Raw genomic sequence first — 12,526 nt, 5'->3', positions numbered from 1 at the left:
AATTCAGTTTATATTAATTTATATGATGATCCGGGTATTCTAAACGATCAGAAGTATTTATCCGGAGAATTCATTTCATCTCTGATAGCTTAATTCCGGCAGAGTGCACCTTCCGGATGAGATCATCATCACGGAGCACTGATCCTTTTTCAAAATAGCCGCGTATTGCCATTTTATCAATGATATTATATCCAAGGGCCTCAAAAGGCCTTGACATGGCCTCTATTGCAAAATCATTCTCTTTTGGATCAATCTGTTCACAGACTGAAAAGACGAGTGCTTCCCTCTTTTTATCCTGAAGCCGTGAGCTGTATCTGCCAGGCCTTTTGCCATGAAATGTATAGTAAGGGTATAATCTGTCAATAAATGTCTTCATGAGGCCTGTTATGTTGTAGTTGTACACCGGAGAACCGGTGATTAATATATCCGCTTCCTCTACTTTTGGATAGATAAGATTCATTCCGTCATTGAACTGTGAACAGGTAAGTGCTTTTCTGCACTTCTCGCAGCCAATGCAGGAATTTATGGTATAGTCACGCAGGGACACTGCTTCTGTTTCCATGCCGGACTCTTCTGCACCCAAAAGAATCTCGTTGAGTATTATGTCAGTATTCCCGCCTTTTCTCGGACTGCCACTGATGCCAAGTACTTTCATGAGTATTCTTTTTTCCGGGAGGACTGATATAATTATTTTGCAGTTCTGATTTGCAGGAAAAAAAGTCCGACAGCAGATCTTCTGTGAATTTTCAGATTTCAGGGCCTGTACTGCTGGTATTATTTTTACCGGAATTTCATGATAGTATAAAACTCCGGCCAGTGGATGGAGAGATCAGTTGTACTACATTTCCGGATCAAAACCGATTCTTTTTAAATGTAGATCGTTCCATAAAATATTATATAATCACATTTATCAGGATATATATATTATGAATATTGAGAGCCGGATTGAACTGCTGAAAAAAGAGATTATTAAAGATGATTTTCTACAGGGGCGGGGACTTGGCAACGAAGTTCCTTTCTGGATATTTGATTACCCGCCTGAGAGTGAACTGCTTATCCGGCATTCAATGGAGCAGAAATATGAGCAATACTGACAGAAAACTGATCAGAAACAGCACAGCCGAATTTCTGATTTTCACTTCAGAGAGTGGCGAAGAGTCGATTGAGGTCAGGTATGAGGATGAAACGATATGGCTCAGCCAGAAGATGATGGCTGTACTCTTTGATGTGACAACTCCGACAATAAATGAACACCTGAAAAATATCTACGGGAGCGGGGAACTGAAATATGAGGCAACTATTAGGAAATTCCGAATAGTTCAGGACAGGCTGTATGAGAGTGACTCTGACCGGATGCTGAAAGAGACAAAACTGCCGGAAGAATGAAACCCTATAACCAGACATTTGGACAATACAAAACTAATTCCGACCCAGTCATCGACCCGGTTACCGAACAAGTAAGAAGGCTTATGATCTGCCTCAGGGAAAAATCACCGAGCGTTAAAGATACAATGGGCTGTCCTGGACTGAACCACCGCTCTACATTTATGTACGATTATCTGAAACCGGCAATAAAAGGTGGTTTTGTTGAGATGACACAGCCAGAGTTACGGCCAGAGTTACAGCCAGAGTTACGGCCAGAGTTACGGCCAGAGTCACAAGAACAAGTGACCGAACAAGTGACCGAACAAGTAACCGAACAAGTAACCGAACAAGTAAGAAGGCTTATGATCTGCCTCAGGGAAAAATCACCGAGCGTTAAAGATACAATGGGCGGTCCTGGACTGAACCACCGCCCTACATTTATGTACGATTACCTGAAGAAACAGGGGATAAGATCAAATGACTTTGTATGAAGGAAATAACAGGGATAACTCTCCTGAAGAGAACAATAACAGCATTAATACTTTATTTTTCCGTGTTGCCTCTATAATTGAGCAGGCACGAACAAACACAGTCCGGGCCGTCAATTCCAATATGGTTCTTTGTTACTGGTTTATCGGCAGGGAGATTGTCGAAGAATTACAGGAAGGAAAGGAGAGGGCCGAATACGGCAGACAGGTACCTGAAGAACTTTCAGACAACCTGAACAGACAGTACGGAAAAGGATTTTCAAAAGCAAATCTCAGGTTATTCAGGCAGTTCTATATGACATATCCTGATCGTATGCCGGATAACCCGGAATATGATGATTATGAAAATAACCTGACATCTTTTTCCAAAAGTTCTGCCACAACCTCACTTAATAATTCTGATGAAGATTCTGAGACAGACAAATTTAAATCATATGAATTTGCTACCCGACGGGTAGCGAATTCAGATAGTCCATTAAATAAGGACAAAACAGAAAAAAATACTTCAAATGTGGGTTTTAATCCACAACTTGGATGGTTGCACTACCGGTCATTGATGCGTGTGAGAAAGACCAAAGCACGACTACTCTATGAAGATCCGGTTGATGCCGTATATAAATCGCTTGTGCTGAGCTAAAAGATTAAAATATTCAGGAATTCAGGAGAGTGATGCCGGGAAACTAATATCAATACTTAGAGAGAATAAACTGAATATTAAAATCTGGTAAATTAAAATGTCAGGATCTGATAACAATTCTGTGGAGAAGAAACATTCAAGGGTATTACACTGCCCCGACTGTAATTCCACGAATATATATATCCCTGCCGGCGGATATACCGGCAATTATTATCACTGCAAGGACTGCGGTTATGAGGGTGCACTGGTAATAGAGTACGATGACGAGGATTTTGCCGGGGAAAAACCTGCGGATAACGACAGGCAAAAAATTCCGGGTGACAGCAGATCGCTTACTGCCGGATTTATAGTGCTTCTGATTCTTGTGGCTCTTTTTCTTATGATAGTTATACTTGGCATTGCAGGGGTGTTTTAATGGAGATTGGCGTTGATATTATTGACATTCACAGGTTTGATGAGGATTTAATCAACAATAAGGCATTTATCGAGAAGGTATTTACAGACAATGAGATCAGGTACTGTATGTCACACGGACATCCTGCACAGCATCTTGCTGTCCGGTTTGCCGCCAAAGAGGCAGTAATTAAGGCTGTTGCACCATCCGGACTTGTCCCTGATATGAGGGATATTGAAGTTACAAATGAGGACTCCGGCATTCCCAATGTGAGAATCCTAACAAAGGAAGGGCAGAAGTTTGAGTTTAAGATAAGCCTGTCACATTCACAGTCTCAGGCGGTTGCTTTTGTCATTGCTGAGCGTTCAACCAAAAACCTGATCTTCCTTGATTCTGTAAAAAAGTCAGGCCCTGATCATTTCCAGAGCTGAGAATATCAGCAGAATAATAAATATCACCCTGATAACTTTTTCATTGAATTTCCTGTTTAAGAACACTCCCGCATTTGCCATTGTTACTGTTGCCATAGCAAGCACTGCAAAGTGAAGGAGGGATATATATCCGGCTGAAGGAAAAGGCAGGTAAACACCTGCTCCAATGCCCCTGAAGAGGTACATGATTATCCCGCCGGCTGCAGAGAAGAGGATATATGCCGATGATGTGCCTACTGCTTTCTTTGTCGGAAATCCGACTATTACAATTAAGAACGGGACAAGAATGACCCCTCCGCCAATCCCGAACATTCCTGATGCAATCCCGGTGATGAAACCACCTGCAAGAAGAACAAACGGGTCATACACCGGAATGCCGCCCTCTTTTTTTCTCTGGTCCAGGAAGAGACGTATTGCAGTAACTGCCAAAAGCCCTGCAAAGAGAAACCGTAATATTTCGCCGTCAAGCACAGTCGCTGCGTAAGCTCCGGCAAGCCCGCCAAAAAATCCCGTAATTCCGGCTGTAACAGCAGACTTCCACTCGATATTGTGGCTTTTATTATGCCCGTACACCCCGGAGAGTGCAGTCGGAACAACCACTGCAAGTCCGGTTGCAAAAGCCGCCCTGATGGCAATTGTCTCATCAATCCCGTAAAAATTTACAAAAACCCAGTACAGAGCCGGCACTGTGATAAAAGAACCTCCCACACCAAGCATTCCGGCGGCAAGACCTGCTAAAAGTCCGGCAATAACCAGCACTGCGAGGGGGAGGATAAAGTCCATTATGAGAATTTCAGTGAAATGATATAATAATTCCCATGTTACAGCTAAACCCGGAACAGAATATGTCCGGAAAGATCAGGGGGAAAAAAGAGGATAAAAGAGAGATTACAATGCCGGAGGCCATCCGTATCTGTTATTCCTGAACTCATCCTCCATGTATTCCGCAAATCTCACTGCCTCATCCGGGTTGTCTGCATTATCCGGAATTGTCCATGCGTAAACAGTAGATCTTCCGGTTCTCTCACTTCCTATGGATGAGAAGCGCTCAAAGCCAAGATTTACTGATACATCATCATAGACACTGTTCATTGAAGAATTACCAAGATTAATCTCTTCGGGCAGTCCGATATAATTCAGATTATGTCCCTCTGCAACACTTCTGTACTCAATGGCATAATCAACGCCACCGCTTTCAAGCAGATATAACAGAAAAATACTGCCGTCCCTGATCTTAAGTTTTTCATCAGAGGGCTGCACTAATTCCGGGAGCATTATCCTCTCCACATCCCCGGATTTTTCAACAGTGATGCCCCCCTTCATATGATCGCCTGCAATCTCAGACATTAGATTTTCATCGCCGTAATACTGCCCGGCAAGCTGAAAGAGCATGAATGCCCTGTATCCTGCTGCATCAAGCATGGGATTTGAAAAGCCGACAGTAACATCAGATCTCTGTAAGATCTCATACCAGTTGTCTGCATTTATCTCATCAGAATAAAGGCTCTCATCTGTATAGGCGATCACAATCTCATTTGTGGCAAATTCGGTATAGCTATCTGAGTAATTATTCCCCGTCTCCGGGTTTTCCCTCATCATCATATCAGGAATAAGACTGCTGTCGGCAACAACAACAAGGTCAAAATTCCGGCCCAGATCAGTTACCTGTCTTATACACTGGATACTGCCATGCCCCTCATACTGAACGTCAATGCCGGGATTTTCTGCTTCATAGTCCTCTTCCAGATATTCAAAAGGCAGCATCAGGCTTCCGGCAGGAAGAATTTTCAAAACTGTCTTCTCCTCAGAACCGGCAGAATCAGATGTGCATCCGGAAGATAAGATCAGAATTCCGGTGAAGAAAAGAGCAAAAAATAATATGTGTAAATTATCAGCTCTCTTCATCCGGACCTCCCTTAATCTCGATCTCTGAGACCCACTTCACCCAGCAGCTCCCTTCTGTGATTACCTCATCACTGTCAGATATTATCGCAACCCTGTATGGCGCACCGTCATTGTATTCGAGCGGATGGCCGTCAATTGTGTGCATAAGTATCACTTTAAGCTCAGGTGATTCTCTCTCCCGGAGGTTTTCATCCAGTGTGATATACCCGTCTCCGTTCACCTGTTCATAATCAAACACCCACATATATCCGTCATCTGCTGACACCCACATCAGATCATCCTCTTTCATTCCGCCTGAAAGTCCGGCAATATCGGACAGGAGTGGGCCTGTGCATCTGTAAGGGCCGTATTTTATCCCCACTGTTGATACTGAATATCCCCAGCCTGTCTGCTGTGGCAGACTGCTCAGGTCATCATAATTCAGTATTTTTTCTGTCCCGTCTTTATATACAAGCGTTATATTGCCTGAAGGTTCTTCAGCAGCCACTTTCTGATTGCCATTATCGCCCGGTGCTGATTCAGCACTGCCTGTGCATCCGGCAGAAAACGCCAGAAGAAGAACAACCAGAAAAACGGGCAGAAATCCTCTCAGAATATTTCTGATATAAATCATTTTGGCCAATCACTTCCTCTCCTTACCGGACATAGCCGCAAATGCTGCAACTCCAAGTGAGATAAGAACTGAGAGAAGAATAAATCCTGACCCTGATTTTTCAGCCGGAACTTCAGCTGAAGTATTCATAGATTTTTCTGCTGCAAGAGACTTTGAAGGCACTTCGTATCCGCCTTCATATCCGCCCTTAAATACTGTAATACTGTCAACCCATTTCACATTGTATCCGCCGGTCGATGGGTACAGATTGTCAAAGAGATGTATCCTCTCTTCGGGAAAACTAACCCTCATGTCGGTATTTCCGAATACATGAAGCCCTTCTTCATTGGTGGAATTGTCAGCAAAGAAAATTAATCTCATGCCGTTATAGTAGTCAGGAGGATATCCTGTGCCCTGCCTCTCTCCTTTGGCAGCCTCTTCACCATTATACCAGCAGAGGACGATCTCTCCCTGTCTTTCAGTTGCCTCATAAACATTTTCATAATCAAAGACAACATTGTATCCGTCTGAAGCACTGATCATAAGATCATCTCCGGACTGCATACCTCCGGCCATGTCGCAGAGATCCCGTACTGCTGTTCCCCTGACTGCACCGCGATCCTTAAAATTGGCGGTCTCGTTTAAATCCCAGCGTATCTCCCTGTCATCCGAAAATACAGGGCCCTGATGGAAGTAATGCGTCACACCGTCCCCGTAAACCGGCAGGTTCTCCTCCATCCATTCATAATCAACAGTCTTTTCTGAGACTGAACTGCCGTTTTCATCTATGACATATACTGTAACCTCAGTAGTTGGTTCAGCTGATGCCGTCATTACCAGTCCGGAAAGAAGCATTCCTGCCGCTAACAGTCCAACAATAATTCTTAATAATTTATTCTGCTCAAATTTCCCATTCATATCTTTAAATCCTCCGTACTGCAAAGCATGCAAAGACCGCTGCAATTATACAGAATACTGAGAGGGGAGTTTTTGTATTGTCGTCTGCTGTGCTCCCTTCTTTTGTCTCATCCCCTGCCGGAATTTCCGGTTCGTACATCTCAAGTTTTTCAACGTATTTTACTGAAAGACCACCTGAAGAGGGCCATTCACCATTGAAATAGTGCATATTCTCCTCACTGACGGTCTCTCTCATATCTTCATTGCCAAAGACATGATAACCCCAGGGATTTACTGAATCATCTGCAAAGAATACAATCCTCATGCCTGAGTAGAATTCCGGCGGGTAACCTGAACCCTGTGCCTTTGCTTCCGGAGATGACTCCTCACCATTGTACCAGCAGACACATACCGGCCCCTGACGTGGTTTTGGATTGTATATATTATCATAATCCAGCTTTTTTGAGAAACCGTCATCTGATAAAATCTTAATTGTCCCGCCCGGAGTCATACCCCCGACAGTATCACAGATGTCTTTGATGTCAGTGCCTTTTACAGCGCCCATATCGCGGCTGAGAACATTTACATCCTCTGCGGGATTCCACTCGTCAGCTTCATCAAAGGTCGGCCCCTGCATGTAATAGTGAGTAACACCGTCCCCGTAAACCGGCAGATTCTCTTCAAGCCACTGGTAGGTATAGGTCTTCTCGTCAATGAGACTGCCATCTGCACCAAATCTGGAGATTGTAAGCTCTTCTGTTGCACAAAATCCCGGCTGGATAATAAATACAGCCATCAGAAAGAGTACCGCTATTATTCCGGGGTGAAAACTGCTGAATTTCCTGCCGGAATTCTGACGGTACTTCTCATAATTGATCATCTTAATTTTCATATCTTTAAACCTCATACTGTGGATTAAATCCCTTTAAATGGGAGTTTTTCTGAAATTTTCATAATGTTCTCCATAAACCGGCTGTTGGGATAATGGTTGCCTGCTACAGAATAATCAATAATTTCTGGTGAATATTTTAAATCTCCTGTAGCAGTTGAGCTGTCGCCTGATATTACAGGTGAGATGAAGGATATATCAGCAGAACTGCCACCCGGAGGAACTTTTACCTTCATATATCCATATCTCTTCTCAACCGACATTTCAGGACTGTCTTCATCATCCGGATATATGCCGAGATTATACAGCTCCCCGCCTCCGGTACCGCAGGTGATGTAGGTCGCATTTTTGATTTCAAACCTCTCATAGGCATGGACATGGCCCGAAAATACTACAGTGTCCGGGGTATTTTCAAACGAATCGCCCCAGGCTTTGCGGATATTTGTCCACCCGCCGGGATGCCTCCCGTCACTGCTGTACGGCGGATGATGGAAGAAGATGAAATTCAGACCTGTACTTTCATCTGAACCGGAATTATGGGTATTATCATCTATAAGTTCTTTCTGAGCCGGGAACTGTACCGCTGCATTGTCATTGCTGTCAAGAAATACAAACCGGCTGCCTCCGATTTCTTCCTGATAAAACTGTGGATAGCCGAAGAGATCGTAATAATATGTGCTGTTCTTCTCATGGTTTCCGGGAGTTGTATAAAGCACAGTTGTATTGAGCAGGGCAGATGTCCGGATAAAAAATTCCTGCCACTGTAACGGGATATATCCATCGTCAACGAGGTCTCCGGATATTACAGCAAAGGAAGGGTCTTCACATGAACTGATACAGTTAATAACTGAGTTTACCGGAGCTTTTGTTCCGGCGGTTACGTTATCATCCGGAGATGAATGCAGATCAGAGAGCACTATAAATTCAAACCCGGAATTTTTGTCCGGAATTTTAAATGAGAACGGCTGTATCTGATCTTCTCCTCTCAGCAGTCTCCCGGAAACCCGGCATCCGGGATATGTTAAAATTCCGGCTGAATAAAGCATCAGACCGGAAATATTCTGCCTGTTAATACTGCTGTTTAAAATATATCCGTCTGTTTGCTCTTCTGTCTGTTCGTCAGTCTGCCCGCAGGTCTGATCTTCATCCGGTTCTGTTCTGCTGAAATGATACCTTATACTGAAATTATCATCATAACCTTCAGTGACCCATCTGACAGATATAACTCCCTCTGCTTTTTCTGTCATAAAAACGCCTGAAAAATAGTTTCCGCACTGTATCTCTTCGTGGGTTGTCAGTGCACAGGACGGCGATATTATAAGAAATAGTGCAGATGTCAGAATAAGAATTTCTGCTGTTTTCATGCAGAAATACCGGAGATTTATCATTGCATATCCTCAATAATTTCTGTCTTTTCAAACGGAAGAACAGTAATATCCAGAAGCCCTGATCGTACTGAACCATTTATAAACCTTATTTTGTAAGTTCCTATATTCAGATATGGAATGGTCACTGGTGTTACTGCACCTGTGTTTACATCATTAAGGTAAACCTTTGCTCCGGAAGGGATAGTGTCTGCAAATACTGAACCTGACGGATATTCCTCAATGCTGAAGTGGTAACTTCCGGCAGATGGGTCTTCTTCTCCGGCATGAACCATAAACTCCTTCTCTTCCGGAATATATCCCGGCTTTGAGATTACAGCTTTATGATGTCCGGCTGAGATATTCTCTATCTGAAAAGGTGTGTGATATCCGGTATCAAATCCGTCTATAAATATGTCTGCACCCTGTGGTTCAGAGTCAAAAAAAACATTGTAATAATTCCCTTCATATTCTGGTATCACAAATTTTCCTTCTACATAGGAATCTGCCGGAATGTAGTACGAAATATATTTATTTTCATCATCTATGCAGAGATATGTTCTGTCGTAATAGATCTCGTCTGATGTAAAAGGTATGCTGTATCTCTGATAAATTCCGTTTACGCTTGCAGGTTTACCATTGTAATCATCTGATACAAAAGAAACTTTCCCTGAGTATTTTTCACTGTCAGGAATAAATACCGGCGTTATACAGTTTTCATAGACATATATTTTTCTGCTTCCGTAACTGTCTGAACTGCCGCTGAAATCATCGTATGATTTCAGGTATATGGTATGCACTCCTGTTTTTATCCCGCTGATTATTTCAGGGGTTTTTTTGAAAGTATTACGGTTGTCTATGAATACCATCAGGTCTTCTGAAGAACCTTTCACATATAAACTTCCGGTCTCTGAAACAGTTTCGTTTCCGTTTTTCACCGAATGCAGTGATTTTTCAGATATGTGACTGTCTGAAGGTGTAAGTACTGGCCTGATGGTTTCATCTTCTCTACTTACCAGGAGATTATATGCTCTGAACCCTTCTTTTTCTAATGTGAGGGTTTTGCTGTAGATGTTATCTGATTCATATCTGTATGGCGTTATTTTTCCGGTATATGTACCATTAATGTAAATGAGAGCGCCCTGTGGCTCTGATTCAACAGATATTATCTTATTTTCATAAATATTCTCATTATAAGTTTCAGTATCATTCTCCGGGATATGCGTTGAATTTACCTGATAGATCCGGCTTTCATTAAAACCCACGCAGAGATCACAGTCATATTCCGGATTGTCAGGTTCACTTCCGGAAAATAACCTGAAGAAGAGATCTATTACTTCATCAAGAAGACTTTTCTTCTCTTCTCTGTAGCCGGTACATCTGTCACAGTAATCCGGATATATGGGCTGTGATGAATTGGTCTTTGAATAGTTATCTCCTGTTAAATCAGCGGATTTATTGGCTTTACTGAAAATTTCTGTGTCATCTTCCGGCTCTGTTTTATCTGTCGTGGTCAGATTTGTATCAGGCTCTGAAGTTGAAGAAATATCTTCATTTATTATTCCGGAAAATATCAGATTTCTGGCTTCAATATACCCTTTTTCAGACGAGGAGGTGCTGCTTTTTATTCCGGTTGTAGCCGATCTCCCGTCAAGAAAGAGAAATACATCAAAAGTCCGGTTTAAAAGCCCGTAGTCCTCATCGGTAAATATTTCAGACCATTCTTCTCCGTTAAATTCAAACGAGACATCTTCAGGGGACGGGTTTTTCATTCCGGTTGCAATGCAGGTGGCTTTCGCCTCTGAAATCCGGCTGTCCGGGCTGTCTGTGTCTGCATATGAATAATATGAACCATCGCCTGTTTCATATCCGGGCCAGATGATGTCACATCCCTCATATCCCTCCCAGAATGTCGTATCATTCCCTGATTTATCTTCAGTTAATAGTGCAATGCCGTATAATGTAAACTCTTCATTCGCTGTGCCTGCATTGGAGATCTCAATTTTTATCTCCGGATTTTTAATCCCGCTTAAATCAGGAGTATATGCAAAAGTTGCAGAATATTCCCGGTCACCGTCATCCTTCCGGTCATAATATTCTGCCTCTGCCATCAGCTTTTTGCCACCGGCAGTCAGTGAGATTTCAGGTTTTGCTCCGGAATTGTCATTTCTGTTATGTGAATCTCCGGCATAGACCCACAGCCTTGAATATGTGACATTTTCGTAGTCTGAAATTCCGGTATTGAGCGTTATCTCTTTTGTCTTTCCCTGACTGAGAATATATGGCTGGTTCTCAGAATAACAGATGTTAAGATTTCCTTTTACTTCCGATTTTTTAAATCTCTTAAGTTCGTCCCCACTGTATCCGGAGAAGTTCTCTTCCAGTACAAATTCAAGAACTGTTTCGGATGCCAGTGTAACGGATGCACTCTTTGGATCCGGTGTCTTATACCCGTCAAGTTTTACAGTTACTTCATAATCACCGTCATCAAGGTCTTCTATGGTAATGTCCGTTTTTCCCATATATTCATCATTGAGATAAACCTCTGCCCCTTTTGGTTCACTTGTGACTGTTATCTTTCCGGGCGGTGCTTCATCATCACTGTAGATGATTATTTTAGATATTCCCTGTACTGAAAGTCCGGTGGTTGCCGGATACTGGCCGTTGAAATAGTGACAGTATTCGTCCGGCAGGGAATCCTTCATATCCGTTACTCCGAATACGTGATCACCTGTCGGGTTTACTGATGTATCGGCAAGAAATGCAAGTCGCATGCCACTGCTGTAATCTGCCGGAACATAACCCCCGCGTCCGTCATCAAAGACTGAGTACCATGCAACTATTATCTCGCCCTGTGCTGACGTTGGTGAATAGACATTTTCATAGGGAAAATTCTTATAAAATCCATCCTGTGCCTGCACTCTGACAATGTCTCCTTCGTTCATTCCTCCGGCAAGGTTGCAGATGTCACGCAGTGATGTCCCTTTTACTGCACCGAGATCTTTTCCTTCATAGTTGATGTCCTCCTGCGGATTCCACATATCGTATGGGAGATCGGGATGAACTTCGCTCCATTTTGCCTCAAATACAGGTCCCTGGAGGTAATAGTGTGTTCTGCCGTCACCTTTTACCGGAAGGTTCTGCTCCATCCAACTGTAGTCTGCCGAATCTTTGCCCAGTACTGTGCTGCCGTCTTCAGCGTATTTTATTATCTCAAGATTTGTTGTTGCTGAGGCTGAACTTATTACAATTAATGATATTATTGTGATCAGGGTGAATGATTTATAACTCAAATTTCAGACTCTCCGGAGGTTTTCGGATTTGAATAATTTTGGATTTAAAATTAATAAATGTGCTGTTATATATTTTGTAAATAAAATCAATTTAATCAATTAAACTCGGTTTACTTGTCTCTGCGGCATCTTTTACTTGATGGTTAAATGTTCTTGCATAAGTATGCGCTCCGGAATTTACTGTACTTTAATTTAATTGATTAATTGTGGTTATTTTGTTTTTTAACTATTCCTGCGGTGTATTTGATAATTTATTCATTTATTTTGGCTA

At 42.6% G+C, this 12,526-nt stretch carries 14 protein-coding genes; 6 read left to right on the top strand and 8 right to left on the bottom strand.

The features are described from left to right. Positions 1–70 precede the first annotated feature (70 nt). On the bottom strand, positions 71–655 hold the full coding sequence (locus L6E24_RS02865; protein ID WP_257743215.1) for a flavodoxin family protein: 585 nt from the start codon (positions 653–655) through the stop codon (positions 71–73). 271 nt (positions 656–926) lie between these two features. On the opposite strand from L6E24_RS02865, the gene L6E24_RS02860 reads away from it, so the two are divergent. The 6 genes from L6E24_RS02860 (at position 927) to acpS (ending at position 3,315) form a co-directional block, all read left to right on the top strand. Further along, the gene (locus tag L6E24_RS02860) at positions 927–1,094 is read left to right on the top strand and encodes a hypothetical protein (RefSeq protein WP_257743214.1); all 168 of its coding nucleotides are present in this window, start codon (positions 927–929) and stop codon (positions 1,092–1,094) included. Continuing rightward, positions 1,081–1,386, top strand: coding sequence for a virulence RhuM family protein (locus tag L6E24_RS02855; protein WP_257743213.1), 306 nt, complete (start codon positions 1,081–1,083; stop codon positions 1,384–1,386). The genes L6E24_RS02860 and L6E24_RS02855 overlap by 14 nt, the downstream gene beginning before the upstream one ends. Next, positions 1,383–1,856, top strand: coding sequence for a Fic family protein (locus L6E24_RS02850; protein WP_257743212.1), 474 nt, complete (start codon positions 1,383–1,385; stop codon positions 1,854–1,856). Before L6E24_RS02855 ends, L6E24_RS02850 begins: the two co-directional genes overlap by 4 nt. Beyond that, positions 1,843–2,490: a DUF1016 N-terminal domain-containing protein gene (locus tag L6E24_RS02845; RefSeq protein ID WP_257743211.1), complete on the top strand. Its 648-nt coding sequence runs from the start codon at positions 1,843–1,845 to the stop codon at positions 2,488–2,490. The genes L6E24_RS02850 and L6E24_RS02845 overlap by 14 nt, the downstream gene beginning before the upstream one ends. Positions 2,491–2,587: 97 nt before the next feature. Next, positions 2,588–2,905 (top strand): TFIIB-type zinc ribbon-containing protein, encoded by a 318-nt coding sequence (locus L6E24_RS02840; RefSeq protein ID WP_257743210.1) that lies wholly within the window; start codon positions 2,588–2,590, stop codon positions 2,903–2,905. Beyond that, positions 2,905–3,315: a holo-ACP synthase gene (acpS, locus tag L6E24_RS02835; RefSeq protein ID WP_257743209.1), complete on the top strand. Its 411-nt coding sequence runs from the start codon at positions 2,905–2,907 to the stop codon at positions 3,313–3,315. The genes L6E24_RS02840 and acpS overlap by 1 nt, the downstream gene beginning before the upstream one ends. Here acpS and L6E24_RS02830 read toward each other — a convergent pair. The 7 genes from L6E24_RS02830 to L6E24_RS02800 form a co-directional block, all read right to left on the bottom strand. Further along, positions 3,289–4,098, bottom strand: a complete 810-nt coding sequence (locus tag L6E24_RS02830; RefSeq protein WP_257743208.1) for a sulfite exporter TauE/SafE family protein — start codon at positions 4,096–4,098, stop codon at positions 3,289–3,291. The genes acpS and L6E24_RS02830 overlap by 27 nt on opposite strands. Before the next feature lie 105 nt (positions 4,099–4,203). Next, positions 4,204–5,220, bottom strand: a complete 1,017-nt coding sequence (gene wtpA / locus L6E24_RS02825; RefSeq protein ID WP_257743207.1) for a tungstate ABC transporter substrate-binding protein WtpA — start codon at positions 5,218–5,220, stop codon at positions 4,204–4,206. Further along, positions 5,207–5,833, bottom strand: coding sequence for a molybdopterin-binding protein (locus L6E24_RS02820; protein ID WP_257743969.1), 627 nt, complete (start codon positions 5,831–5,833; stop codon positions 5,207–5,209). Before L6E24_RS02820 ends, wtpA begins: the two co-directional genes overlap by 14 nt. A gap of 9 nt (positions 5,834–5,842) precedes the next feature. After that, a complete protein-coding gene (locus L6E24_RS02815) occupies positions 5,843–6,730 on the bottom strand; it encodes an argininosuccinate synthase (protein WP_257743206.1) in 888 nt (295 codons plus the stop codon). A gap of 4 nt (positions 6,731–6,734) precedes the next feature. Beyond that, entirely contained in the window at positions 6,735–7,601 is an 867-nt protein-coding gene (locus L6E24_RS02810) for an argininosuccinate synthase (RefSeq protein WP_257743205.1), read from the bottom strand. Between the two features lie 23 nt (positions 7,602–7,624). Beyond that, the gene (locus tag L6E24_RS02805; RefSeq protein WP_257743204.1) at positions 7,625–8,962 is read right to left on the bottom strand and encodes a metallophosphoesterase family protein; all 1,338 of its coding nucleotides are present in this window, start codon (positions 8,960–8,962) and stop codon (positions 7,625–7,627) included. Between the two features lie 20 nt (positions 8,963–8,982). Further along, positions 8,983–12,255, bottom strand: a complete 3,273-nt coding sequence (locus tag L6E24_RS02800; protein ID WP_257743203.1) for a PEGA domain-containing protein — start codon at positions 12,253–12,255, stop codon at positions 8,983–8,985. Between the last annotated feature and the right edge of the window lie 271 nt (positions 12,256–12,526).

Source organism: Methanoplanus endosymbiosus, assembly GCF_024662215.1.
Taxonomy (GTDB): domain Archaea; phylum Halobacteriota; class Methanomicrobia; order Methanomicrobiales; family Methanomicrobiaceae; genus Methanoplanus; species Methanoplanus endosymbiosus.
Note: the sequence above shows the minus strand (reverse complement) of the source record. Positions and strands in the feature narration are given on the sequence as shown.

Coding starts and splice junctions, on each gene's coding strand:
- L6E24_RS02865 (WP_257743215.1), bottom strand. CDS start 655: ATGAAAGTACTTGGCATCAGTGGCAGTCCGAGAAAAGGCGGGAATACT.
- L6E24_RS02860 (WP_257743214.1), top strand. CDS start 927: ATGAATATTGAGAGCCGGATTGAACTGCTGAAAAAAGAGATTATTAAA.
- L6E24_RS02855 (WP_257743213.1), top strand. CDS start 1,081: ATGAGCAATACTGACAGAAAACTGATCAGAAACAGCACAGCCGAATTT.
- L6E24_RS02850 (WP_257743212.1), top strand. CDS start 1,383: ATGAAACCCTATAACCAGACATTTGGACAATACAAAACTAATTCCGAC.
- L6E24_RS02845 (WP_257743211.1), top strand. CDS start 1,843: ATGACTTTGTATGAAGGAAATAACAGGGATAACTCTCCTGAAGAGAAC.
- L6E24_RS02840 (WP_257743210.1), top strand. CDS start 2,588: ATGTCAGGATCTGATAACAATTCTGTGGAGAAGAAACATTCAAGGGTA.
- acpS (WP_257743209.1), top strand. CDS start 2,905: ATGGAGATTGGCGTTGATATTATTGACATTCACAGGTTTGATGAGGAT.
- L6E24_RS02830 (WP_257743208.1), bottom strand. CDS start 4,098: ATGGACTTTATCCTCCCCCTCGCAGTGCTGGTTATTGCCGGACTTTTA.
- wtpA (WP_257743207.1), bottom strand. CDS start 5,220: ATGAAGAGAGCTGATAATTTACACATATTATTTTTTGCTCTTTTCTTC.
- L6E24_RS02820 (WP_257743969.1), bottom strand. CDS start 5,833: ATGATTTATATCAGAAATATTCTGAGAGGATTTCTGCCCGTTTTTCTG.
- L6E24_RS02815 (WP_257743206.1), bottom strand. CDS start 6,730: ATGAATGGGAAATTTGAGCAGAATAAATTATTAAGAATTATTGTTGGA.
- L6E24_RS02810 (WP_257743205.1), bottom strand. CDS start 7,601: ATGAAAATTAAGATGATCAATTATGAGAAGTACCGTCAGAATTCCGGC.
- L6E24_RS02805 (WP_257743204.1), bottom strand. CDS start 8,962: ATGAAAACAGCAGAAATTCTTATTCTGACATCTGCACTATTTCTTATA.